Genomic DNA, 23,711 nt, shown 5'->3' with positions numbered 1-23,711 from the left:
CCTCGGGTTGCGGGCGGCGTGACGATGCGCCAGAGAAGGCCGGGGAAAAAGAGGGGAAACGACCATGCGCGTCGTGCTGATCGGGGTTTCACACTGGCATACGCCGTTTTTCTTGGACCCATGCTTGGAGATGGCAGAGGTCTCGATCGTCGGCGTCAGTGACCCGGACCTGCCGCGGGCGGAACCGGTCGCGGCCAAGGCAAAGTGTAAGGCATTCCCCGATTATCGCGACATGTGCGCGGCAGTGAAGCCGGATTTCGCCTTCGCCCTGGCCCCGCATGACGAAATGGCAGCGCTGGCGCGGTTCCTGATCGATGCGCGAATCCCGTTCGCGATGGAAAAACCTTGTGCCATCAACGCTGCCGAGGCTGCGGACGTTGCCGCTCGGGCCACCGCCGCCGGCGTGTTCGCGGCGGTACCGTATGTGATCCGCTACAGCCCCATGGTCGAAACGATCCTGTCGCTGGACGAGCCTGTCCATTACGCGATGTTCAAGTTCATCGGCGGCATGGTGGATCGGTATCGTCAGCAACGGGTCGAGTGGGTCATCGATCGGGCCCGCTCGGGTGGTGGGCCGTTGCTGAACCTGGGTGTGCACTTCATGGACATGTGCCGCGTGCTTTTGAAGGGTGCTGATCTGTCTGTGACCGGATCGATGATTTCCAACCGCAAGGAGGGGCTGTCGATAGAGGACCATGCCGTCGTGCTGATGCAGGGGGGCGGCGCCAGTTGCATGGTGGAGACCGGGTATCTGTATCCGGCGCCGAATTCGGTGTTCGACCTGCATTACAGCATCCGGACCGACGGGCATTACTTCGCAGCACGCGATGACTCGACACTGGAGATCGTCACCAACGATCGAAAGCGGGAGGTGCGATCGATGAAATTGACGAACGTGCACTTCTATCCGACCTTTGTCCGTGACACACTGACCCGTGTGCAGGATGGAAGGACGCCAATCGCCGATTTGAACGATAATGCCGCTGCCGTCGCCCTGGTGGAGGCGGCGTATCGCCTTGGGGCTGGTGCCTTAGGCTGACGCCCGTTGGATTTGCACTGCTTTGATGCCTCGGAGAGGTTCAGGATGTCCATGAAACGCCGCCAATTGTTCGCCTCCGCCGCTGCGGGGGCGGCAATACTGTCTCGGCCCGGTTGGGCCGGACCTGCAGAGCCCTGGCGCCGGTTTGAGATCACCACACGCGTGACCTTGATGGGCGATGGTCCAGCACAGCTCTGGCTGCCCTTGGCGCAGACGGTCGGCGGATACCAGAGCGCGTCAGATCCGACGACGACCGGTTCAGGCCATGCCGTCGTCACGCATGACGCGACATATGGGGCGGACGTGCTGCGGGTCGACTGGACCGGCAGCGCCGAGCGGACGATCGACGTGGTGCAGGTGGTGGCAACGCGGGATCGTTCTTCGTCCGATCCGACATTGCCGGTGACGGAGGCCGAACGGCGATTTTGGCGCTCCCCGACAGGGAGTTTGCCGACCGACGGGATCGTGAAGACGACCGCGGAGAAGATCGTGGCGGGTCAATCGGAACCGCGAGCGAAGCTGCGGGCGATCTATGACTGGGTGGTGGACCACACGACGCGCAATCCCGACACGCCCGGCTGCGGCGTCGGAGACATCACGGCCATGCTGGAGAGCGGGCATTTGACCGGCAAATGCGTCGACATCAACAGTCTGATGACCGGGCTGTCACGCGCCGCCGGTTTCCCCGCTCGGGACGTGTACGGTATCCGCGTCGGGCCGTCGCACCGGTTCCCGTTCCTGGGGGCGGGGGGAACGATCACCAAGGCTCAGCACTGCCGGTCGGAGGTGTATCTGCCCGATCGCGGCTGGTTCCCGGTCGACCCCGCCGACGTGGCGAAGGTCGTTCTGGAGCAGAAACTGACGCTGCAGGACCCCCAGGTGCGGGCCTTGCGTGAATATCTGTTCGGATCGTGGGAGATGAACTGGGTCGGGTTCAACAGCGCGACAGATATCGACCTGCCCGGGCTGGGGTCCGACCAAAAGCCGAACTTTGCGTTCCTGATGTATCCGTGTGCGTTCGTGGGTGCGCAGCAACCGGACACGCTGGAACCGGCGTCGTTCCGCTATGAGATCATGTCACGCGAACTGACCTGAGGGCGAAGTCGTTCTTATCGTCGTGGTGGGCGCAGGCCCACCACCCACGCGTTTCTCCCCACCGGCATCGCAAGTCATGGATGGCCGGGCCAAGCCCGGCCATGACAGTGGGGACAGGTGTTACTCCGCCGCCTTGGTTTCCAGATAGATCTGGCTGCCGGCCTGTTCAAACTCGCGGCTTTTTTCCTCCATGCCGGCGATCCGCCCGGCTTCCTCACGCAGGTCCTGGGTGATCTTCATGCTGCAGAATTTCGGTCCGCACATGGAGCAGAAATGCGCGACCTTGTGCGCGTCCTTCGGCAGCGTCTCGTCATGGAACGATCGTGCCGTGTCCGGATCGAGGGCGAGGTTGAACTGATCCTCCCACCGGAACTCAAACCGCGCGCGGCTGATCGCGTCGTCGCGCAGCTTGGCCGCCGGGTGGCCTTTCGCCAGATCGGCCGCGTGCGCCGCGATCCGGTATGTGATGACGCCCGTCTTGACGTCGTCGCGGTTGGGCAGGCCCAGGTGCTCCTTCGGCGTCACGTAGCAGAGCATCGCCGTGCCGAACCATCCGATCATCGCCGCACCGATCGCGGACGTGATGTGATCGTAGCCCGGCGCGATATCGGTGGTGAGAGGCCCAAGCGTATAGAACGGCGCTTCCCCGCATTCGCGGAGCTGCTTGTCCATGTTGACCTTGATCTTGTGCATCGGCACATGGCCGGGGCCTTCGATCATCACTTGGCAGCCTTTGTCCCAGGCCACCTTGGTCAGCTCGCCCAGCGTCTCCAGCTCCCCGAATTGCGCCGCATCGTTGGCATCGGCGTTGGAACCGGGGCGCAGCCCGTCGCCGAGGCTGAACGACACGTCGTACTTGCGCATGATGTCGCAAATCTCGTCGAAGCGCTCATACAAGAACGATTCCTTGTGCTTCGACAGGCACCACTTCGCCATGATCGAACCGCCGCGCGAAACGATGCCCGTCACGCGGTTGGCGGTCAGCGGCACGTATTTCAGCCGCACGCCGGCATGGATGGTGAAGTAGTCGACGCCCTGTTCCGCCTGCTCGATCAGCGTGTCCTTGAAGACCTCCCAATCGAGCTTGGTCGGGTCGCCATCGACCTTCTCCAACGCCTGGTAGATCGGCACCGTTCCGATCGGCACCGGCGCGTTGCGCATGATCCAGTCGCGGATGTTGTGGATGTTACGACCGGTGGACAGGTCCATCACCGTGTCGGCGCCCCAGCGGATCGCCCAGACCAGTTTCTCCACTTCCTCGGCGACGCCCGACGTGACGGCGGAGTTGCCGATATTGGCATTGATCTTGACCAGGAAGTTGCGGCCGATGATGACCGGCTCCAGCTCCGGGTGATTGATATTGGCTGGAATGATCGCGCGGCCGCGGGCAATTTCGCTGCGGACGAATTCCGGGGTGATGAAGGCAGGGATCTCGGCGCCGAAGCTCTCGCCATCTGCGATGCGCTCCTGTGCGTGCTCGATCATCGCCGCGCGGCCCATGTTCTCGCGATGGGCGACGTAGATCATCTCCTCGGTGATGATGCCGGCCTTGGCAAATTCGTACTGGGTGACGGGCTGGCCCGGCTTGCCGCCGTAGACTGGGTGATCGGCCGGACAGGCGGGGATCAGCTTGTCCGCGGCGATGTTGCCGTTGTCCTCGGGCTTCACCACGCGCGGGGTGATCCGGTCGAAGCCACGCTTCGCCAGCCACGCCCGCCGCACCGGCGGCAAGCCGGCTTCCAGGTCAATGGTGACGGCGGGGTCGGTGTAGACGCCGGAGCAGTCATAGGCGCGATACGCGTCCTCCCCCTGGACGGGGATTTCGCGGAACGGAACACGGATGTCCGGGTGGCCTTCCGGGCTGGAATAGATCTTGTGCGATCCGGCGATCGACCCGGTCGTCACCGAATTCGGCCGGAGGGTGGATTTCGACTGGACCGTCATGGGCGCGTCTCCTCGGAAGGGTCGGCCGACGACGGATACAGGCCTGGTTGGATGCGACCCGTCCCTCCGCCGGCATGACCCGGTTCAGGTTCAAGGGTCACCGCACCGCCGGTTCGCCGGCCTTCCGCGGTATCTCAGCCCCGTCGGTGGGGCCCCCCTCGGTAACACCCGACGATGAAGGGCCCGGAACAAAATGTCAAACGGGCTCACCCGCCCTTGATCCGCTTCATCGCCGCGCTGTAGCCGCTGTAGAGGATGTCCACGTCGGACGAATAAGCGAGCAGCAGAGCGCCCGCGTCGCGCCATTGCTGCATCTGCTCGAAGCTGTTGACCAGCATGGCGCAGACCTTGCCGTGCTTCTTGCACGCCGCAAGCACCTGGTCACGGTGGTCATCCAGCACACGAGCCTGGTCCGGCGCGCCGAAGACGCCCAAGTCCTGCGCCAGGTCGGCCGGACCGATCGTCAGCGCATCGATCCCCGGCAACGCGGCGATCGCGTCCAGGTCTTTGAAGGCCCGAGCGGTCTCGAACATCACGGTGACGAAGACTTGGCGGTTGGCGTTCTCCCGCTTCGCCGTGGCGGACAGCGTACCATCGAACCCGGTCGCGGCGCTCAGGCCGCCATTGCCGCGCAGGCCCAGCGGCGCGTAGCGGGAGGCGGCGACGATCTCCTTCGCGTGGTCCAGGTCCTCGACCTGCGGGCAGTGCAGGTTCCAGACGCCGATATCCAGCAGGCGGGTGATCCATTCGCGGTTTGCCTTGGGCGGACGGACCGCGATCGGGAAGTCCAGTGCGCGGGACACCAAAGCGAAATCGGCGATCCGTTCGATCGTCAGCGCCGTGTGCTCCATGTCGACGCGGGCGAAGTCCAGGCCCGCCGCCTTCATCAGCGACAGGATCTCCGGGTTGCGCACCATGGTCAGCCAGGTGCCGATCTGGGGCTGGCCGCGTTCCAGGGCGGCGCGCAGCGGGTTGGGGGTCATGGTTGGGTTTCCCTCCTTGATTGGAGGAAAGCATGGCACGAGCCGGCCCAAGGGACGAGGGACGGTGGTCGCTGGAATAGACACCCACGAGATTGCCTGCATACTAACTGGTAACCACCGCATCCTCGCGACGCTGACGACAGGCCAGGGAGAGCAGGCCCGCATGAACGATTTCGACCAATCCTTCCTGGAGTTCCAGGCCGCACAACAGGCTCGGCGTCACGCCGAAGACTGGCTGTCAGCCTTTGAAGCAGCACTCGTCGCCCGCGACACGAAGCGGATCGGCGCCCTGTTCCACGAGGACTGCCACTGGCGCGATATCCTGGTCTTCACCTGGTACCTGACGCCACTCCGGGGCCGGGAACCGGTGGCCGAGCGGCTGGCCGCGGAACAGGGGCGGGTGGCGGCGCACGGGTTTCACCTGCCGCCAGGGCGACGGGCGCCGCGCAACGTGAAGCGGCTAGGGATCGACAGCATCGAGGCGATCTTCGAATTCGAAACGGAAGACGGGCGCGGTGCCGGCCTTATCCGTCTCTCACCGGACGCCGACAACGCCATGAAAGCCTGGCTGCTGTCGACGACACTGGAATCGCTGCGCGGGCATGAGGAGAAAATCGGCGCCAATCGCCCGACCGGCGCCGCCTACTCGCGCAATTTCGGCGGCGACAACTGGGCGGACGTGCGCCGCAAGGCCGTCGCCTATGACGACCGGGAGCCGACGGTCCTGGTGATCGGCGGCGCCCAAGCGGGGCTGTCGATCGCGGCGCGGCTCAATCAACTCGGCGTCGATACGCTGGTGGTCGAGAAATGGCCGCGCATCGGCGATAGCTGGCGCCGGCGCTACCACTCCCTGGCGCTGCACAACTCGATCCACCTGAACCACCTGCCCTATATGGAGTTTCCGCCGACTTGGCCGAAATACATCCCCAAGGACATGTTGGGGAACTGGTTCGAGTTCTATGCCGACGCAATGGAAATCAACTGCTGGACCGACACGGAGTTCGTCGCCGGCACCTGGGACGAGTCGGCCGGATGCTGGTCCGCGCGCCTGAAACGATCGGATGGGACGGAGCGCGTGGTGCGGCCGCGGCACCTGGTGTTCGCGAACGGCGTCAGCAGCTATCCGCTGGTTCCCCCTCAACCAGGCCTGGAAGACTTCAAGGGCGCGGTCATCCACTCCGAAGGTTTCGACAGCGGCGCCGGTTGGGAAGGGAAGAATGCGCTGATCCTGGGCACCGGCAGCAGCGCCAACGATATCGCGATGGACCTGCACAGCCACGGCGTGAACACGACGCTGGTGCAGCGCGGATCGACCACGGTCGTTTCCATCGATCCCAGCGCCCGGCTGAACGAGGCCGTCTGGGACGAAGGCGGGCTTTTGGAGGACTGCGACCTGATCGTTTCATCCACAACCCCGCCGCTGATCCTGCAGGCCTACAAGGCCGTCACGCAACGGATGCTGGAGCTGGACAAGGAGATGATCGCAGGGCTGAAGCGGATCGGCTTCAAGCACGACGTGGGGGAGGATGAGACCGGCCACCAGATGAAATACCGCCGTCGTGGCGGCGGCTATAACCTCGATGCCGGCAGCTCGGCCCTGATGATCAAGGGCGAGATCGGACTGCTGCACTATGACCGGATCGAACGGTTCTGCGCCGAAGGGGCGCGGCTGAAGGACGGCTCGACCGTGCCGGCGGACCTGATCGTGCTGGCCACGGGCTACTACCCGCAGGCGGAGCTTGTGCGCCGCGCGCTGGGGGAGGCGATGGCGGCGCGCATCGGGCCGGTCTGGGGCGAGGGGCCGGACGGCGAGCTGAACAACATGTTCAAGCGCACGCCGCAGCAGGGGGCGTGGTTCATCGCCGGCAGCCTGTCGCAGTGCCGGACCTATTCCAAGTACCTGGCCCTGCAGATCAAGGCCATGGAGCTGGGCAAGCTCGGGCCGCTGTGACGCGGCCCCGCCGCCTGTCACGCCATGCGGCGCGCCGGTGTGGATAGGGAGGTCGGTTCGGCCTCCCCGATCGGGTGGCGCGTCAGCGTCATGACGACGACGCTGCCGATCAGCAGCAGCACGCCCGAAATGATGTAGGTCGTGTCGAACCGGCCGGAAAACTGCACGACATAGCCGGTAACGATCGGCGCCAGCAGGCCGAAGATGTTGCCGCCGACGGTCAGGATGCCGAACGCCTTCCCCACGCTGCCCGGCAGCGTCACAAGGTCGTTGCACAGCGTGAAGTTAAGCGCCAGTGCCGTCGCGCTGAAGGTCAGCGACACCGTGATCAGCGTCAACGTGAACGCCAGCGAGCCCGACCACGGGATCAGAATCACCACCGCCGCCACCAGCATCGACGCGCAGACCGCACCGCGGCGCCGGCCATCGCGGACCTTCTCGGCGGTCAGGACGCGGTCGGCGACCAGGCTCAGGCTGATGCTGGCGATCACCGAGATCGTGTAGGCCAGGGTGACCAGATAGCCGGTGTCGAGGACGGTCATGTGCTGGCTGGTCTCCAGGTAGTTGGGCAACCAGGCCAGGAAGAGATACTGATTGTAGGTCATGCAGCCCTGGGTCAGCGCCACGCCCCACATCGAGGGCTGCTTCAAGAGACCCAGGAAGCCGATATCGGCGCCCTCGGGGTGGCCAGAGACCTCCCGTTCAGCGACGATCTTGTTGCGTTCGGCGTCCGGCAGCCAGGAAACGTGCTCGGGCTTGCGGAACCAGATCAGCCAGATTGCCAGCCAGAGGAAGCCGATGCCGCCGGTGATGACGAAGGACAGGCGCCAGCCGACCGCGGCGACCAGCATGCCGGAGAGCGCGGCACCGAAGGCCGGCCCGGCGTAGGAGCCGCCGGTGAAGATCGACATCGAGAGCCCGCGTTCGGAGAACGGCGCCCAGTCGCGCAGGGTGCGGGAGACGGCGCCGTTGGTCGGCGCCTCGCCGATGCCGAGGCCGATGCGGACGGCCAGCATGGTGGCGTAGCTGCCGACGAGGCCGGTCAGCATCTGCATGACGGACCAGACGCCGATCGCGAGTGCGGCGATCTTTCGGCCGCCGAGGCGGTCGGCGAGGACTCCGCCGGGGATCAGGCAGATGACGTACATCCAGTAGAAAGAGGAGAAGAGGTAGCCGAGTTCGATGGGCGAGAGGCCGAGCTCATTGGCGATGGGCTTGGCGGCGACGGACATGGTGATGCGGTCGATGAAGTTGATGACGCCGAGGCTGAAGAGCATGGCGTAGACCCAGTAGCGCCGGTGGGTGATGGGCATGGACGGTTTCTTCCCCTTGGTTTCTTGGTGGGGGAGAGGGTGGAGGTATTATCGTATTATCACAAGAGTTGCGACGGTCCTTATAACTGCGTTCGGTGGGTGCCCGAGCAGGATTGAAAATTTCAAGCGGTCGCACCCTGTACACGCTACTGACAGTCTCCGCCGCAATAGGTTTTGTTAAATCGATGCTGCGGTTACGCAAAAATATGATCGCGGAGGAGAATCGAAGTTGACAGAATTATCAAAACTATCACGATGATGCTATGATTTCTAAAGCTAGATCATGAGTGATTATCCTTTGCGGCCAGTCGGCACCGCCGTTCTACAGATTGAGGGAGACCTAATTGGCGGATATTCGTCGATCGATAGTGCCCGCAACTTAGTATTGGCTTGGCTTAGTGGGCGAGTGGGACACGCTTTTCCTGAGGACGCTCGGCGAGGAGCGTCGTTCAATATCCCACCAGACCAGGGTGGTGTCTCCGCAGAGGCCATAGCGGAAGATGACCCTTGGATTTGGGCCATGCAAATCGTTGATCCGGATAAGCAGATTGCCGGACGGAACTGGATCGTCGAGATCGCGCTATTTCGAGTAAATCGCATAGCGAGGATTTGCATTCGTTTGAGTTGTGTAGCTCGGGGAGACATAGGAACGTTTACTCCCGCGGTCCCCAGCTTTGTTCCCTTGCTAGCGCAGAAAATTGGAATAGAAAATGAGGGAGAAAGAATAGACTCATTTCCAGTACATTATGGATCCGTGAACATCGATGATTTGGTTGCCCGATTAGAGGATAGTCAGAGGAAGCTACCTATTGTTGTTGTCTCGGAGGCTAGACCTGATCTAAATCGGCCGTGGCTTTTAGATATAAATTTACTAGCGCGCAATTTAACCGGTCTCGCTTGGGTCTTTTGCATTTCGTACGAGGCGGCATTTGGATTGTCGGACGCTCTAGGAAAAACTTGGTCCGTCTTTAACGGGGCATGCCGAATTTATATGCCTGGGTTTGATCGATTCGCCCAGAGTCCGTACGACCATCCTCTCATCTTTGGCGAACGCCTGATCAACACTACATGGGGCGAATCTTGGTTACGCCGGACCATCGCTTTTTCAAGCATCGATAATGCGGATATATACCAGAGATTTCCCCGTTTCGTTACACTTCGCGCGAAATTGGCTCAGCGTAGTTACGAGCGGCGTCGGGCAGACCTTACTACAGAGCAGCAGCTTGAACAGATAAAAGACGAGAATGATAAACTAAAACGAGACGTTCAAGAGTGGATGGATCTCAGTTCTATTGCCGAGGAAGACCAAAAGGTAACCCGTCGAGATTTGGACGATGTGAAGCGGGAAAATGCAGGTCTCCGTTCCTATATCGAACTGTTGGAGTCTACCAGAAAGACGGGTGTAGAAGAAGGTGCAGAACGACCCACAGACTACAGTGGCGTCCCACAGTGGGTGGTGAAGACCTTTAGCGGGCGACTTGTTCTTTCAAAGAAGGCTGAAGCAGCTGTCATGTCTAGCGTATACCAAGATATAGGACTAGTTTGTGACGCGCTACAGTTACTGGCAATGCAATATGTAGATATGCGCCGGCATGGGGATCGCAGACCCATTTATGAAGGGCGGTTGCGAAGCTTAACGTTAAGGGAAGAACCCATCGGAGCTAGCTTAGATAAATTTCGTTCCGATTCACAATATAAATGCCGATATGAGGGGCGGGAGTTGTTCACCGATCGTCATTTGAAAAAAGGGAATTCTCGAGATCCGCGGGAGATATTACGAATTTACTTTTGCTGGGATGAAGAAACCCGCCAGGTAGTTGTAGGACACCTTACAAGCCACTTGGAAACTGCGATCAGTTAATTCCCCGCCTGATTCGTTGTTGGTTGCTATTTTTAACATTTTTGACTGCCAATAGAGGTGCTGATAAAGACCAGGGAAATGGTGGAGCGGGTGACGGGAATCGAACCCGCACAGCCAGCTTGGAAGGCTGGGACTCTACCATTGAGCTACACCCGCAACGCCCCTGTCATACCGGCAAGCTCGCGCGGACACAACGCCTATAACTAACCGAGCCAATTCCAACAATAAACCACTGATGCCCCAGCAATTCCCCGCTGGCCCGCCCCAAGGTCGATCACTCACCTGCCTCCGCAACCTCCTCCTCCGCCAACTCCCCCAACCCCCGCAGCCGGACCAACGGCTGATCCGGAAACCGCGCCACAATCTCCAACTCCCCGCCCATCGCCTCCACGAACCGGCGCAGCGTCGACAGATACATATCCGTCCGCCGCTCCAGCTTGGCGATCGACGCCTGCCCCACATGCAGGTCGGCAGCGAGTTGGTCCTGCGTCAGCGACCGCGCCTTGCGCAGCTCCGCCAGCGAGAGTTCCCGGTCCATCTGGTCGGTCAAAGCCACAGCCTCGGCCTGAGCCTCCGGCGACAGGCTTTCCCGAAGCCGAGCGAAAGCGTGACTACCCATCGTCACTGTCTCCTAACCGGCCGATTTCGGCCAAATGTTCATCGTAAAGCCTGTCAGCCAGCGGGACGAAGCGTTCATAGAACTGGCTATCCCCCGTCTTGTCCCCGCCAATCAGCAGAATCGCGACCCGCCGAGGATCGAACGCATAGAAAATCCGAATAGGCCGCCCACCGACCTGAACCCGCAGCTCCCGCATATGGCCATGGCGCGATCGGCTGATGCCGCTGGAGTGCGGAAATGGCAGATTGGGACCGCGACGTTCGAGAAGCCCGACCGACGCCGTCACCCGGATTTTCTCATCCTCGGTCAGGCCATCCCACCAGGCGCCGAATTCGTCGGTGTATTCGACCTGCCAGTTCACCCGGCCAATATATTCCTTCGAAGGAATATCGTCAAGCCACCGTCGTGGCGGAAATGCCTGCTATCAGGCCCCGCCCTCGCGCGCCCCCTAAAGCGGGATCGCCAGCAGCGTATCCACCCGCTGGCTATCACAAACCACCAGCCGCTCGGTATACCGCCACTCCCCCCGGACCACCTTGTCCTGATAAGCCCCCGCGGCAAACACCATCATATGCCCATCCCGCATCGTCCGGATCACCGCAAACGACGTCTCCACCGTCACCACCCCATCCGCCTCCCCCAGAACCACCGGCAGCCCGAGCAGATGCCGGTACCGCTGGCGTTCATAGATATTCGCCTCCCGCAGCGCCGCCACGCGATCCACCAGCATCGCCTGCGAGTCCGCATAGATCAGCCCCGCCTTGTACCCGGCAGCCACATTGTCGGCGGTGGTGACGACATACAGGCAGCGTTCGGTGAAGAACCCCGGCCAGTCCTCCAGCCGGTCGCTGTCCAGGGCACGGGCGCAGGCGCCGTTCAGCGCGGCAATCTCCAGCAGCATGGCTCAGACCCCCATCCAGCTTCGCCACGCCTTCCAGAACCCGCGCACGGAGGCCTCGGTCGTCCGGTTGTCGGCTGACCCGGCATCCGAACCGCCCATCTCCACCACGGACTCAAACCCCCCGGCGGCGCCGATGCCACGTTGGACGAAGCCGCCGACAGCACCGTCCTCCATCGAGACGAACCCCGCCGGCCCCGCCAGATTGGCCTGTTTCAGCCGCATCGCCCGCATCTCCGGCATGTCGTCCTCGAACCCCAGATAGGTCCAGTGCAGATCCATGCTGTCGACGCCCAGCGGCACGATCTGGCGGACGGCGATGGCGTTGCGGAGCTGCTGCAGAATGAAACCGGGGAACACCGACAGGATCTGCACCTGGATGCCGTCACCGAACTCATCCGCCGCGGTCAGCAGGGAGGTGTCGTGCAGCTTCAGGTCCTGGTTGTCCGACCGCATCCCGGCATAGGAGTCATCCGGCCCTGCCGCTGGCGCGAGCGTCGTCGAAGCATGCGCCACGCCGCTCGGTGCCACCATCACCCCGCCGCCCTGGCTCAGGCGGGTGATGCGGAACGTGGTGAAGAACGTGTGCAGCAGGCTGGCGTGGTAGGTGTCGCGCACATTCTCCAGATAGAGCTTCCAGTTGCACGGCAGTTGCTGGGTGAAGCGGCCCAGGACCTCGACCTTCTTGTGCAGCACGCGGCGCAGCCGAATCATCACGTCGGGGCCGATATAGTCCTCGATCGGCGGCGCATCGTCCGACAGCGTGCCGAACACCAGCCCGCAGATCACCGCGGTGCGCAGCTTGCGCGGGCCGTGCTGCGTCATGTCGAAGTCGTCAGGCATGCCGCCCTTGCCGTTGACGCCGCGCCGGAAGGCGATGGAGGTCAGGTTACCGCACAGATCGTAGCGCCAGGCGTGGTAGACGCACTGGAAGTCCTTCACCGTCCCGCCATCGTCCAGGCAGATCAAGGAGCCTCGATGCGCGCAGCGGTTCTCGAAGGCGACGACGCTGCCGTCCTCGGCCCGAGCGACGACGACCGGCATGGCGCCCATCATGGTGGTGCGGTAGCCGCCGGAGCCGGGGAGGTCGATCTCCAGGCACAGATAGTGCCAGGCAGGGCCTTCGAAGATGCGGCTCTGCTCGTCGCGGGCGGTGTCCGGGTCACGGTAGACCCAATAGGGGACTCTGGTCAGGCCGGGCGGCCAGGCGCCAACCGATGCCTCGCGGATGGACTGGTCCATGCGATCCTCCCTGTTATTTTGCAGGGAGGCTACGCCGGGTTGGCGCGGCTGGCTATCTCATGTTGTGCATGCCGCGCAGCGCCGCGATGACCTCCGCCACCGGCAGCACATCCGCATACTTCACCGCCATATCGTACAGGTTCGCGAAATGCGGCCCCTCATGCCGGTCTGCCACGCATTCCTCCGGCACGATCGTCCGATACCCATGGGACAGGCTGTCGACGACAGTCGCCCGCACGCACCCCGACGTCGACCCGCCGGTCACGATCACCGTGTCCACCTTGTGCCAGGTCAGCAGCGACGCCAGATGCGTCTCGTGGAACGCGGACGCCATCCGCTTGTTGATGATCACATCCCGCTCCCGGTCGATCGCCAGCCGGTCATCGAACTCCGCCCGGCGGGACCCCACCTTCACGTTCTGCAGCGAGTCCGGCGTATCGGACCGGGTCCCCCAGACCCCGCAATCCTCCCCCGACGCCATATAGGCGACATGCGTCCACACCACCGGCGCACCCAGCCCCCGGCACGCCGCCGCCAGCGCGTTCACATACTCAAGCTGCCGCGGATCGGTCTCATACGCTGTGACGTACTCGCCCGGCAGCGTATAGGCCTTCTGCAGGTCCACATTGACCAAGGCCGGCCTGGACCCGAACCCGAAACGCCGCCGTCCCGGGCTCGCCTTCAGCTCCTGATACAGGACCCTCGCGGATTTGTCGGACAGTTCCATGGTCAGGCCATCCGGCTTTTCATCAGGGGCTGGATATACTGCCCGAACTGCTCCATCCCGATGACGAAGTCGTCGAACGTCATCAGGATGCCCTTCACCCCCGGCGTCGCGGCCACCTGGTCCATCATCCGCGCCACCGTCGCATAGGACCCGATCAGCTTCAGCATGCCGGTGGGGATCGGTTCGGCCTTCTGCCGCTCGATCATCTGCCCGACCGTGGACTCCTTCGACGCCTGCGTGTCGGCCGAGGCCTGGGTGCGCTGCCATTCCAGCGCCTCCAGGTCCGTGCCGGCCTTGTAGCGGTTCCACTTCGCCATCGCCAGCTCATCGGTTTCATCGGCAATGATCATCAGCAGGATCAGCGCGCCGACATCACGCCCGGCCGGTTCGGCGATCTTCGCCAACCGACCGGCGACATGCGCGGACGTCTCCGGCTGGTTCAGCCCACCGCCGCCGCAGAAGCAGTAATCGCCATGTTCGGCGACAAAGCGCATGCCGCGATCGCTCTGCGCCGCGCCGACGATCTCGATCCGAGCGGACGGACGCGGCGCCAGGCGGCAGTCGTCCATCTGGAAGAATTCGCCCTTGAAGTCGGACCGTCCCGTCTCCCACAGTTCCTTCATGATAGTGACGTATTCGGAACAGTATTCGTACCGTTTGGCGAAATGACGCTCGCCTGGCCAGATGCCCATCTGCTTGTATTCGGTCGGCTGCCAGCCGGAGACGATGTTCATCCCGAACCGCCCCGGCGCGATGCTGTCGATCGTCACCGCCATGCGCGCCGCGAACGCCGGCGGCACCGTCAGCACCGCGACCGAGGCGAACAGCTTGATCCGCCGCGTCACGCTGGCCAGCCCGGCCATCAGCGTGAACGACTCCAGATTCTCGTCCCAATACCCGCTCGGCCCGCCAAAGCCGCGCAGCTTGATCATCGAGAGGGCAAAGTCGAAGCCATAATGCTCCGCCTGCTGCACAACCGTGCGGTTCAGGTCGAAGCTCGGCGTCGTCTTCGGCGACGTGGTCGAGATCAGCCAGCCGCGGCTGCCGATGGGAATGAAAACGCCAAGCTTGACCATACGCTGCTTCCACCACGTCACGGACCTGTGCGTAGATGCAAGTGTCGCACCAACAGCCCAGAACATTGACGCCTCCATCCAACAGGCGCCTCATCGCCTCATAACAAAATCGTCCAAGGATAAGGCTCTATGAAAACTGCCCGACTTTCAGCCGTCACGCGAACGATGCAGATCCTCGCAATGACGATGTTGATCGGCAGCGCTGTCATCAACTACCTCGACCGCGCCGCCCTCTCGATCGCGAATATCGAGGTCCGCCAGGAAATGGGGCTCAACGCCACGCAGATGGGCGTGCTACTGTCCGCGTTCCTGCTCAGCTATGCCTTCGCCCAGCTTCCCGCCGGCGTTTCGGTCGACCGGATCGGTCCGCGCATCCTGCTCGGCGTTGGCCTCGGCATCTGGTCGCTGGCACAGATGGCGGCTGGCTTCGTCACCAGTTTCACCCAGTTCTATTGGGCACGGATCGTCCTGGGCCTGGGCGAGTCGCCGCAATTCCCCACCGCCGCCCGCGTCGTCGGCAACTGGTTTCATATCAGCCGGCGCGGGGTACCGATGGCCGCGGCGACATCGGTGGGACCCAGTCTCGGCACCGCGCTGGCGCCGCCGATCCTGACGGCGCTGATGCTGGCGTTCGGCTGGCGTGCCATGTTCATCACCATGGGCGTCGTCGGCCTGGTCGGCGCCCTGGTCTGGTTCCTGTTCTACAGGGACCCCGAACACCATGCCCCGCCCCAGGACGTGGCCTATATCCGCTCCGGCGATACGCCCAGCACGTCCAAGGTGACGCTGCCGCAATGGGGCAGGCTGTTCCGGTGCCGGACGACCTGGGCGATGCTGATCGGCAATTTCGGCTCCGGCTACCTGTTCTGGGTCTATTATGCCTGGCTGCCGGGATTCCTGGAGATGCAGCACCATGTCAGCGTGGCGAAAACCGGCATCTATGCCTCGATCCCGCCACTCTGCGGCGTCGTGGGGGCACTGGCCGGCGGCTGGGTGTCGGACAGGCTGGCGGCGGCGGGCGTCACGCCGATCAACAGCCGGAAGATTCCGATCATCGTCGGCCTGGCCGGCACGGCAGCGCTGACCGTCTGCGCCGCCTATGCGCAGTCCGCGCCGCTCACCATCGCACTGGTATCGATCGCGGTGCTGTTCAGCAATTGCGCCAGCGCGACGATCTGGGGCCTCGTCACCGTCGCGGCGCCGCCGAACTATGTCGCCTCCTTGGGCAGCATCCAGAACTGTGGCGGCTACCTGGGCGGCGCGTGCTCGCCGGTGGTGACGGGCATGGTGGTGGACATGACCGGCTCCTTCGAGGGCGCGCTGTTCATCGGCGCCGGCGTCGCGGCGCTGGGCGGGCTGATCTACCTGTTCGGCGTCGTCCGCCCGATCAGCGGGACCGAGCTGGAATATGACGCCGACGGGTTGAAGCCGGAGATCGCCTAGCCGGCGACCTGCTTCATCCACGTTCCGGCCATCGCGACGGCCTCCCGCGCCTTGCTCACGGTGGCCGTCGCGCGCAGGAACCCGTGGACGACGCCCGGGAACGTGTGAGTCTCCACGGGGACGCCCTGGTTGCGCAGCTTCTCGACCAGCGCCTCACCTTCCGAGCGCAACACGTCCAGCTCCGCCAGCAGCACCATCACCGGCGGCAGGCCGGTCAGGTCGGCACGGAGGGGCGCGGCCAGGGGGTGCAGGCGGTCGATGGCATGCGGCACGTAAACGTCCCAGTAGAACGACATCCGCTCCAGGTTCAGCCCGTACCCGCCGGCCCCGAACTCACGATAGCTGGGCGTATCGAACCGGGAATCCGCGACGGGGTAGTTCGCCAGGATCCCCGCCAGCGCGGGCCCTCCGGCGTCGCGCAGCAGCAGCGCCGTCGCCAGCGCCAGGTTGCCGCCGGCCGAATCGCCGCCGACCAGGATGCGCGTCGGGTCCAACCCCCAATGCGCCCCGTGTTCGGCGACGAAGCGCACGACAGCGGCGCATTCTTCCAACGCCGTGGGAAACTTCGCCTCGGGCGACAGGGCATAATCGACGCTGACGACCGAGACCTCGCCCGCCGCGGCATATTCCCGCACCATCCGGTCATGCGTGTCGACATTCGCCCACACCCAGCCGCCACCGTGGAAATATACCAGCGTCGGCAGAACACGGTCCGTTACCGGCCGGAACACCCGACAGAAAACCCGGCGCCCCCGCGCATCGACGAACCGGTCCACCCGCTCCGCCATCTCCGGCCCGCCGTGGGCAGTGACCATGCCCAGGATATCGTTGACGCGCCTGTTCGGCTCGAACGGAAAGGCAGCGCGGACGGGCGGGTATTTCGCCGCCTCCTTGTCCATCATGTCGGTGAACGCGGCCATCTCCGGATCCCAATGCGACCGGTCCGCCATGCTATCTTCCTCCTCGCGAATGCGTCCGGCTGCCATGCAACGGCAGACGCCGCGGGATTGCAACGTGCGCCGCGGCCCGGGTCGGCGTTATGCTGCATTGCAACATAGGTCTGTGCCGATGACAGTCCCTCGCCTAAGCTCCAAGGGCCGCTTCGATGCGGTTCGGCTGTTCCATCCCGAGTCGGTGGCCCTGCTCGGCCTTGAGACCGAGGAAGGCGCCCAGATCATGGGAAACCTGACGCTTGCCGGGTTCAAGGGCCAGATGCGGACGCGCCTGGAACCGGGGACCCATCTGGCGGTGCTCGCCTTGCCATCCGACCGGATCGGGCCGGCGATGGAAGAGATGACGCGGTTCGACTGCTTCGCCGCGATCGTCCCCGGCCCGTGCGACGACCTCGCGGCGCATTGCGCACGGACCGGCGTGCGCGCCCTGGGTCCGCATAGTTTCGGCCTGGCGATCCCATCTTTGTCGCTCAACGCGACGCGCTCGCACATTCAGCCGCCGCCGGGGCGGTTGGCGGTGATCTCCCAGTCCTCGGCGATGACCAGGGCGGTGATCGACTGGGCAGGGCCCAATGGCGTGGGGTTCAGCTATATCGTGGGCGTGGGCGCCAATGCCGGGATCGGTTTCTCCCTGGCGCTCGACTGGCTGTCGCGGGATACGCGGACCGGGGCGATCCTGCTCGACATCAGGCGGCTCAAGAACCATCGACAATTCCTGTCGGCGGCCAGGGCGGCGGCGCGGCTGCGGCCGGTGGTAGCGATCCGCCCCGGCCTGCGGCTGGAGGACGGGGACGGTGTCGGGGACCTGGCGTTCGAGGCGGCGCTGCGCCGCGCCGGCGTCCTGTATGTCGAACGCCTGGAGGACCTGCTGGCCGCCGCCGAGACCCTGTCGCGCGCCAAGCCGGTCCGTGGCGATACGCTGGCCATCGTCACCAACGCAATCGGCCCCGGCCGCCTCGCCGCCGACAGCGCAATGCGGGAAGGGCTGCGCCTGCTGCCCGAGGGCCTGTCGCCGGTCCCCACCGAAACCCTGTCGCAAGCCGCCTTCGCGGCAGCGGCGCAGCCCGATACCGGCGGCATCCTTGTAGTGCATGCCCCGATCGGCGCCGCCGACGCCAAGGCGATCGAGGGCCTGTGCCACCCGCCGCCGGGCCTGCGTACCCCGATCCTGATCTGCGCGCTGGGCGAGACCGTCGGCGCGATCCATCGCCGCACTCTGGCCCAGGCCGGTCTGCCGGTCTTCGCCACGCCCGATCAAGCGGTGCGCGGCTTCGCCCATCTCGCGCGTGACCGCCGCAACCGGGAAGCCGCTCGGGAGCTGCCGCCCCGCGACGTGCTGACCCTGGCGCCCGACAAGGCCTGGGTGAAGCGGCTCTTCGCCGGGAGCGCCCGCGTGCTGACGCAGGACCAGGCGCTCGACGTGCTGGCGGCCTATGGCATCCCCAGCGTCCCGACCCGTGTCGTCACGGGGCCGGACGACGCCGCATCGGCAGCGGCGCTGTTGGGCTACCCCGCTGTGGTCAAGCAGCGGAGCAGCCTGCCGCCGCCGGAACGCCGGGCCGGCGGCGTGGTGTTCGACCTGCATGAACCAGAGGGTGTCGTTGCCGCCGCCAGGTTGCTGGCCGCCCGTGCCCGCCGCCGGCTGGAGGACGAGGCCCTGCTGGTGCAGCGTCAGGCGGGACGCGGCCGGGAACTGGCTATCCGCGTCTTCTCCGACCCCACCTTCGGCCCGGTGATCGCCTTCGGTCCCGGTGGCACCATGGCCCACACCGGCGACACGGCAATTGATCTGCCGCCGCTGAACCTGGCCCTCGCGCGCGGACTGATCCATCGATGCCGAGCGGGTTCGGCCCTGAGCAGGAGCCTGCGCGACCAGACCGCCGCGAACGAGACCGCCGTCTCCGAGACGCTGGTCCGGGTCAGCCAATTGATTGTCGACTTCCCCGAGATCGCCGAGCTATATATCCCCGCGCTGTTCGCCGACTCCCGTGGCGTGTTGGCCGTCGACGCCTGGCTGCGCTTGCGCGCGCCAGAGGAGCCGCCGGTGAGCCTTGCGATCGCCCCCTACCCCGCCAACCTGATCGAGCACCGCATGGTGGGTGACGACCCCGTCACCATCCGCCCCGTCCGGCCGGAGGACGCGCTGGCACACACCGCCTTCTTCGGCCGTCTTTCGCCCGAGGACATCCGCTTTCGTTTCTTCAGCGCGATGCGCGAACTTTCCCCCGAACTGACGGCGCGCCTGACACAGGTGGATTATGACCGCGAAATGGCCTTCATTGCCGTCAAGGACGGCACCAACGAAACGATCGGCGTCGCCAGGCTGACCTGCGAGGTCGATCATGAGGGTGGGGAATTCGCCGTCATCGTACAGGCCGACATGAAAGGGCGGGGCTTGGCTTCGCATCTCATGTGCCGGTTGATCGACTGGGCGCGGACACAGGGCCTGAAGCGGGTGGTCGGCCAGATCCTGTCCGACAACGCACCCATGCTGGCCTTCGTCCGCCACCTGGGCTTTGAGGTTCACCGCATGCCGGACGACCCGGAGGTGATGGAGGCGGTGCTGGCGCTGTGATCCGAGGCGCCCGCCCGAGGTGCCAGCGCGTGCTTGATGGGCCGCCCCGGAGCCCAGCTATTACTACGGTCCCGCCAGCATATTATTATGCCCCGCCGCTTCACTGGGTCCCTGGCCACTATAACTGACATGGCTGGTGGATCCCGGGCCATTGGACACGCTGACGGCCTGTCAGACCGCGTCTTCCCGGACCACTGCCGACAGGACCAGCGCGGCGCGCAGCCCCGGCTCGTTGTCCTCGAGCCTGAGTTCACCGCCGTGCAGCCGGGCGATCGCCGCAACCATGCTGGGGCCCAGGCCTACCCCTTGAATCCCCTGGTGCCTGCGCCGCGGAAAAAAAGTTCCGTGGCACGGGGCCGTTCCCCCCGGTCCGCATGTCGGACGCCGCCTTGGACGAGGTCCGGCTCTTCCGCTATTTTCCCGCGCATCATGGTTCACGACTCCGGACAGCTGCGCAGGACTGAAGGACGAGCCGCGTGACGGCATCGGATGACCTTTTTGCCGAGGAGCCCGTGCCGGCGGCGGAGCCCGCCTCTGGCCGTCCGCTGGCGGATCGGCTGCGCCCCGCGACGCTGGCCGATGTCGTCGGACAGGACCATCTGCTGGGTCCGGACGGCACGCTGACGCGCATGCTCGCTCGGGGTTCGCTGGCGTCGCTGATCCTGTGGGGACCGCCGGGCGTCGGCAAGACGACGATCGCCCGGCTGCTGGCCGGGGAGGCACATCTGGCCTTCGTGCAGCTCTCGGCCGTGTTCTCGGGCGTCGCCGACCTGAAACGCGCGTTCGATGACGCCGGCAAGCGACGCCGGGCCGGACAGGGGACGCTGTTGTTCGTCGATGAGATCCATCGCTTCAACCGCGCGCAACAGGACGGGTTCCTGCCGGTGGTGGAGAACGGCACGGTCACGCTGATCGGCGCGACGACCGAGAACCCATCCTTCGCACTGAATGGCGCGCTGCTGTCGCGATGCCAGGTGATGGTGCTGAAGCGCCTAGACGACGCCGCGCTCGATCGCCTGCTGGCGCGCGCGGAGCTCGAACTCGGCCGAACGCTGCCGCTGACGCAGGATGCCAAGGCCGTGTTGCGGGCGATGGCCGATGGTGACGGACGATACTTCCTCAATATGATTGAGCAGGTGGCCGCGCTGCCGCCTGACAGTCCTATCCTGGACGCGGCGGAACTGTCCGACCTGCTGTCAAAACGGGCGGCGCTATACGACAAGGACCGGGAAGAACATTACAACCTGATCTCCGCACTGCATAAGTCGCTGCGGGGATCGGATCCCGACGCCGCGCTGTACTGGTTCGCACGGATGCTGAACGGTGGGGAAGATCCGCGGTATATCGCCCGCCGCCTGGTTCGCTTCGCCGCCGAGGATATCGGCATGGCCGACCCCAGCGCCCTGCCGCAAGCCCTGGCCGGCTGGGAGACATACGAGCGGCTGGGCTCCCCCGAGGGTGAACTGGCCCTGGCACAGGTCGTCGTCTACCTGGGCACGGCGCCCAAATCCAACGCCGTCTACACCGCGCTGAGCGCGGCCCGCGCAGCGGCGAAGTCGACAGGGAGCCTGATGCCGCCGGCGCATATCCTGAACGCGCCCACCAAGCTGATGAAGCAACTGGGATACGGGGCAGGGTACGAATATGACCACGGGGCGGAGGATGCATTCTCCGGTCAGAACTACTTCCCTGAGGGGATGGAGCGGGTGGAATTCTACCAGCCGCGCAATCGGGGCTTTGAACGCGAGATCAGCAAGCGGTTGGAGTATTGGGCGGAACTACGGACGAAACGATCAGGCGGCTGAAGCGTTCTGTTGACGGAAGAGTTGGAGATGGGCGGCGGACCACCAACTACCCTCGCCTACTCTCGTGCTACGGTCGAATCTGGATGTGTGTGCATCGGTCGTTTCAAGATACCGGAATGTTCTGCCTGGGCGTGAGGGCCTCAAATATCATTTGCAATCTGGTGACGTCGGCCGGGGTCGTGACGTCGGCCAGGGTGTAACCGTCCAACACCGCCAGAAAAGCCGCCAGCGCCTTGTGGAATATCGACGTCATGCCGCAGGCCGGCGCCATGGCGCAGGTTGCACAGCCCACCAGATCGAGGTTGCCTTCCGTGTGACGGATGAGGGCCCCAAGGTTGATTTCCGCCGGGTCGAGCGCGAGCCGGATCCCACCGCCCCGTCCCCGCAGGGACTGCACATAGCCGGCCGCCGCCAGGTCGCTGACCACTTTCATCAGGTGGTTTTGCGAAATGTCATAAGCTCTGGCGATCTCACCGATAGAACATAGGCGCTCCGGGTGGCTGGCCAGGTACAGGGCCGTACGGATGGCGTAGTCGGTGTAGCGGGTCAGTCTCATGGGTAGGCCATATAGATGCATTCCCATTGCATGTTTTCGTCGGCATGATATAGAGCATCTCAGATGCATATTTAGAGATCAAGGCCCATGCAAAGCGACACGATCTTGAGTAGGACAGGTTTCCAAAGGAATGCCTGCGCCTTGGTCTTCCCGCCGGATCGTCGGAATCCGCAGTCCCCAAAAACAATCCAACAGCGCGTCTGAACGACACCGAACGTCCGTACGGTCGGCGACCCGATCGGCCACTTCACCCGAGCAGCCCGGCATCCTCATCATGGCAGTCTTTCGACGGCAACGAGCCATTGCTACTGTTGGCCGGGAAACCTTCATGCCGCCTCGTTCGTGGAGCCGACGTCTCGCCGCTGCCCCTGTCCTTCACGCCAACAGTGCAAAGGCTCATATGTCATGCTGACCTCCGAACAGACCGCGATCATCAAGGCCACCGTTCCCATTCTGGAAACCGGTGGCGAGGCGCTGACCACCCATTTCTATAAGATCATGCTCGGCGAGCATGCCGAGGTTCGGCCGCTATTCAACCAGGCTCACCAGGCAAGCGGCGCACAGCCTCGTGCGTTGGCCAACAGCGTCCTGATGTATGCCCGCCATATCGACAACCTTGGCGCGCTGGGCGCCCTGCCGGCGCAGATCATCAACAAGCATGTGGCGCTGCAGGTCCAGCCCGAGCATTACCCCATCGTCGGCAGTTGCTTGCTGCGCGCCATCCGCGAAGTGCTGGGCGCGGAAGTCGCGACGGACGCCGTCATAGACGCCTGGGCGGCTGCCTACGGCCAATTGGCCGACATCCTCATCGGCGCCGAAGCCAAGGTTTACGATCAACTCGCGGCTGCCCCTGGCGGGTGGCGCGGCGCCCGCCCTTTCCGCGTCGCCCGCAAGGTTGCGGAAAGCGCGGAAATCACATCGTTCTACCTGGAGCCAGCCGATGATCAGGCGGTGGTGGCCTATCAGCCGGGACAATATCTGGGTCTCCGTCTGGTCATCGACGGGCAGGAGGTGCGGCGCAACTATTCGCTCTCGCAGGTCGCCAACGGCCGTGATTACCGCATCAGCGTGAAGCGGGAGCCTCACGGCCTGGTATCGAATTACCTGCATGATTCCGTTAATGAGGGCGCGACGCTCGACGTTTTCCCACCGGCCGGGGAGTTTACGCTGTCATCCGGCACGGGGCCGGTGGTGCTGATCAGCGGCGGGGTCGGCATTACCCCCACCATCGCGATGGCCGAGGCGGCCTTGGCTGGTGGCGGGCGCGACGTGGTCTTCATCCACTATGCCCGCAATAGCGGCGTGCATGCGTTCGGCGCCACGATTGACGGCTGGGTGCGGCGGTACCCGCGGCTGCGTGCCTATGTCGCCTACGAGCAGGGCGCGTTGCGCAACGGCGCCTGGCCCACGGCGCTGGGCCGCCCGGCGATGGATCAACTGAAAGCGTGGGTGCCGACCCAGCCGGAGGCCGACGCCTATGTGCTGGGACCGAAGCCCTTCATGGGTTTCGTGCGGCGCAGCCTCGTCGCGCTGGGCCTGGCGGATGACCGCGTCCATCATGAGTTCTTCGGTCCCACCGAGGCGCTGGCATAAGAGAGGCGGGAGCCAGGCACCGGCTGCTGTGCTTCGAT

Annotated in this window: 19 protein-coding genes, 1 tRNA gene and 1 riboswitch; of the genes, 8 read left to right on the top strand and 12 right to left on the bottom strand. The window is 64.3% G+C overall.

Translation table 11 applies throughout. The annotated features are described in order from the left end of the window. The first annotated feature begins 64 nt into the window (after positions 1-64). A complete protein-coding gene (locus VHB27_RS02230; RefSeq protein WP_325597283.1) occupies positions 65-1,039 on the top strand; it encodes a Gfo/Idh/MocA family protein in 975 nt (324 codons plus the stop codon). Positions 1,040-1,084: 45 nt separating this feature from the next. Then, entirely contained in the window at positions 1,085-2,134 is a 1,050-nt protein-coding gene (locus VHB27_RS02225; protein WP_325597281.1) for a transglutaminase-like domain-containing protein, read from the top strand. A 120-nt stretch (positions 2,135-2,254) separates the two neighbouring features. Here VHB27_RS02225 and thiC read toward each other — a convergent pair whose 3' ends face one another. Then, complete coding sequence (gene thiC / locus VHB27_RS02220) at positions 2,255-4,078, bottom strand: phosphomethylpyrimidine synthase ThiC (protein ID WP_325597279.1); 1,824 nt, start codon at positions 4,076-4,078, stop codon at positions 2,255-2,257. Positions 4,079-4,122: 44 nt separating this feature from the next. Continuing rightward, positions 4,123-4,247, bottom strand: a riboswitch (TPP riboswitch). A gap of 37 nt (positions 4,248-4,284) precedes the next feature. Beyond that, positions 4,285-5,061, bottom strand: a complete 777-nt coding sequence (locus tag VHB27_RS02215) for an HpcH/HpaI aldolase family protein (RefSeq protein WP_325597276.1) — start codon at positions 5,059-5,061, stop codon at positions 4,285-4,287. A gap of 163 nt (positions 5,062-5,224) precedes the next feature. Between VHB27_RS02215 and VHB27_RS02210 the strand changes: the two genes are divergently transcribed. Further along, the gene (locus tag VHB27_RS02210; protein WP_325597273.1) at positions 5,225-7,012 is read left to right on the top strand and encodes an NAD(P)/FAD-dependent oxidoreductase; all 1,788 of its coding nucleotides are present in this window, start codon (positions 5,225-5,227) and stop codon (positions 7,010-7,012) included. Between the two features lie 17 nt (positions 7,013-7,029). On the opposite strand, the gene VHB27_RS02205 is transcribed toward VHB27_RS02210, so the two are convergent. After that, on the bottom strand, positions 7,030-8,325 hold the full coding sequence (locus VHB27_RS02205) for an MFS transporter (RefSeq protein ID WP_325597271.1): 1,296 nt from the start codon (positions 8,323-8,325) through the stop codon (positions 7,030-7,032). Between the two features lie 520 nt (positions 8,326-8,845). Between VHB27_RS02205 and VHB27_RS02200 the strand changes: the two genes are divergently transcribed. Then, on the top strand, positions 8,846-10,186 hold the full coding sequence (locus VHB27_RS02200; protein WP_325597269.1) for a hypothetical protein: 1,341 nt from the start codon (positions 8,846-8,848) through the stop codon (positions 10,184-10,186). A gap of 82 nt (positions 10,187-10,268) precedes the next feature. Here the strand turns inward: VHB27_RS02200 and VHB27_RS02195 are convergent. The 7 genes from VHB27_RS02195 to rutA form a co-directional block, all read right to left on the bottom strand. Then, positions 10,269-10,342: transfer RNA gene (locus VHB27_RS02195), tRNA-Gly, on the bottom strand. 118 nt (positions 10,343-10,460) lie between these two features. Continuing rightward, positions 10,461-10,805: an XRE family transcriptional regulator gene (locus VHB27_RS02190; RefSeq protein ID WP_325597267.1), complete on the bottom strand. Its 345-nt coding sequence runs from the start codon at positions 10,803-10,805 to the stop codon at positions 10,461-10,463. Further along, entirely contained in the window at positions 10,798-11,166 is a 369-nt protein-coding gene (locus VHB27_RS02185) for a type II toxin-antitoxin system RelE/ParE family toxin (protein ID WP_325597265.1), read from the bottom strand. Before VHB27_RS02185 ends, VHB27_RS02190 begins: the two co-directional genes overlap by 8 nt. An 87-nt stretch (positions 11,167-11,253) precedes the next feature. Further along, positions 11,254-11,706, bottom strand: a complete 453-nt coding sequence (locus VHB27_RS02180) for an aromatic-ring-hydroxylating dioxygenase subunit beta (RefSeq protein WP_325597263.1) — start codon at positions 11,704-11,706, stop codon at positions 11,254-11,256. A 3-nt stretch (positions 11,707-11,709) separates the two neighbouring features. Next, the gene (locus VHB27_RS02175) at positions 11,710-12,945 is read right to left on the bottom strand and encodes an aromatic ring-hydroxylating oxygenase subunit alpha (protein WP_325597261.1); all 1,236 of its coding nucleotides are present in this window, start codon (positions 12,943-12,945) and stop codon (positions 11,710-11,712) included. 52 nt (positions 12,946-12,997) lie between these two features. Continuing rightward, positions 12,998-13,672 carry an isochorismatase family protein gene (locus VHB27_RS02170; protein WP_325597257.1) on the bottom strand — a complete coding sequence of 225 codons (675 nt, stop codon included), beginning with the start codon at positions 13,670-13,672 and terminating at the stop codon, positions 12,998-13,000. Positions 13,673-13,674: 2 nt separating this feature from the next. Continuing rightward, on the bottom strand, positions 13,675-14,748 hold the full coding sequence (gene rutA / locus VHB27_RS02165) for a pyrimidine utilization protein A (RefSeq protein ID WP_325597255.1): 1,074 nt from the start codon (positions 14,746-14,748) through the stop codon (positions 13,675-13,677). 129 nt (positions 14,749-14,877) lie between these two features. Here rutA and VHB27_RS02160 point away from each other — a divergent pair, with 129 nt between their 5' ends. Then, positions 14,878-16,191 carry an MFS transporter gene (locus VHB27_RS02160; RefSeq protein ID WP_325597253.1) on the top strand — a complete coding sequence of 438 codons (1,314 nt, stop codon included), beginning with the start codon at positions 14,878-14,880 and terminating at the stop codon, positions 16,189-16,191. On the opposite strand, the gene VHB27_RS02155 is transcribed toward VHB27_RS02160, so the two are convergent. Then, positions 16,188-17,141 carry an alpha/beta hydrolase gene (locus VHB27_RS02155; protein ID WP_325597251.1) on the bottom strand — a complete coding sequence of 318 codons (954 nt, stop codon included), beginning with the start codon at positions 17,139-17,141 and terminating at the stop codon, positions 16,188-16,190. The genes VHB27_RS02160 and VHB27_RS02155 overlap by 4 nt on opposite strands. 118 nt (positions 17,142-17,259) lie before the next feature. Here VHB27_RS02155 and VHB27_RS02150 point away from each other — a divergent pair, with 118 nt between their 5' ends. Together VHB27_RS02150 and VHB27_RS02145 are read left to right on the top strand one after the other, a co-directional pair. Then, entirely contained in the window at positions 17,260-19,719 is a 2,460-nt protein-coding gene (locus VHB27_RS02150; RefSeq protein ID WP_325597249.1) for a GNAT family N-acetyltransferase, read from the top strand. Between the two features lie 476 nt (positions 19,720-20,195). Further along, a complete protein-coding gene (locus tag VHB27_RS02145) occupies positions 20,196-21,524 on the top strand; it encodes a replication-associated recombination protein A (RefSeq protein WP_408903958.1) in 1,329 nt (442 codons plus the stop codon). Positions 21,525-21,627: 103 nt separating this feature from the next. Here VHB27_RS02145 and VHB27_RS02140 read toward each other — a convergent pair whose 3' ends face one another. Next, entirely contained in the window at positions 21,628-22,080 is a 453-nt protein-coding gene (locus VHB27_RS02140; protein WP_325597247.1) for an RrF2 family transcriptional regulator, read from the bottom strand. A gap of 405 nt (positions 22,081-22,485) precedes the next feature. Between VHB27_RS02140 and hmpA the strand changes: the two genes are divergently transcribed. After that, on the top strand, positions 22,486-23,673 hold the full coding sequence (hmpA, locus tag VHB27_RS02135; protein WP_325597245.1) for an NO-inducible flavohemoprotein: 1,188 nt from the start codon (positions 22,486-22,488) through the stop codon (positions 23,671-23,673). The last annotated feature ends 38 nt before the right edge of the window (positions 23,674-23,711 follow it).

The sequence above is a fragment of the Rhodopila sp. genome (assembly GCF_035548235.1).
Taxonomy (GTDB): domain Bacteria; phylum Pseudomonadota; class Alphaproteobacteria; order Acetobacterales; family Acetobacteraceae; genus Rhodopila.
The sequence above is the reverse complement of the archived record's forward strand: the minus strand, read 5'-3'. Positions and strand labels throughout refer to the sequence as shown.

Excerpts from the sequence above, each read along its gene's own strand:
- VHB27_RS02230 (WP_325597283.1), top strand. The coding sequence starts at position 65 with ATGCGCGTCGTGCTGATCGGGGTTTCACACTGGCATACGCCGTTTTTC.
- VHB27_RS02225 (WP_325597281.1), top strand. The coding sequence starts at position 1,085 with ATGTCCATGAAACGCCGCCAATTGTTCGCCTCCGCCGCTGCGGGGGCG.
- thiC (WP_325597279.1), bottom strand. The coding sequence starts at position 4,078 with ATGACGGTCCAGTCGAAATCCACCCTCCGGCCGAATTCGGTGACGACC.
- VHB27_RS02215 (WP_325597276.1), bottom strand. The coding sequence starts at position 5,061 with ATGACCCCCAACCCGCTGCGCGCCGCCCTGGAACGCGGCCAGCCCCAG.
- VHB27_RS02210 (WP_325597273.1), top strand. The coding sequence starts at position 5,225 with ATGAACGATTTCGACCAATCCTTCCTGGAGTTCCAGGCCGCACAACAG.
- VHB27_RS02205 (WP_325597271.1), bottom strand. The coding sequence starts at position 8,325 with ATGCCCATCACCCACCGGCGCTACTGGGTCTACGCCATGCTCTTCAGC.
- VHB27_RS02200 (WP_325597269.1), top strand. The coding sequence starts at position 8,846 with ATGCAAATCGTTGATCCGGATAAGCAGATTGCCGGACGGAACTGGATC.
- VHB27_RS02190 (WP_325597267.1), bottom strand. The coding sequence starts at position 10,805 with ATGGGTAGTCACGCTTTCGCTCGGCTTCGGGAAAGCCTGTCGCCGGAG.
- VHB27_RS02180 (WP_325597263.1), bottom strand. The coding sequence starts at position 11,706 with ATGCTGCTGGAGATTGCCGCGCTGAACGGCGCCTGCGCCCGTGCCCTG.
- VHB27_RS02175 (WP_325597261.1), bottom strand. The coding sequence starts at position 12,945 with ATGGACCAGTCCATCCGCGAGGCATCGGTTGGCGCCTGGCCGCCCGGC.
- VHB27_RS02170 (WP_325597257.1), bottom strand. The coding sequence starts at position 13,672 with ATGGAACTGTCCGACAAATCCGCGAGGGTCCTGTATCAGGAGCTGAAG.
- rutA (WP_325597255.1), bottom strand. The coding sequence starts at position 14,748 with ATGGTCAAGCTTGGCGTTTTCATTCCCATCGGCAGCCGCGGCTGGCTG.
- VHB27_RS02160 (WP_325597253.1), top strand. The coding sequence starts at position 14,878 with ATGAAAACTGCCCGACTTTCAGCCGTCACGCGAACGATGCAGATCCTC.
- VHB27_RS02155 (WP_325597251.1), bottom strand. The coding sequence starts at position 17,141 with ATGGCGGACCGGTCGCATTGGGATCCGGAGATGGCCGCGTTCACCGAC.
- VHB27_RS02150 (WP_325597249.1), top strand. The coding sequence starts at position 17,260 with ATGACAGTCCCTCGCCTAAGCTCCAAGGGCCGCTTCGATGCGGTTCGG.
- VHB27_RS02140 (WP_325597247.1), bottom strand. The coding sequence starts at position 22,080 with ATGAGACTGACCCGCTACACCGACTACGCCATCCGTACGGCCCTGTAC.
- hmpA (WP_325597245.1), top strand. The coding sequence starts at position 22,486 with ATGCTGACCTCCGAACAGACCGCGATCATCAAGGCCACCGTTCCCATT.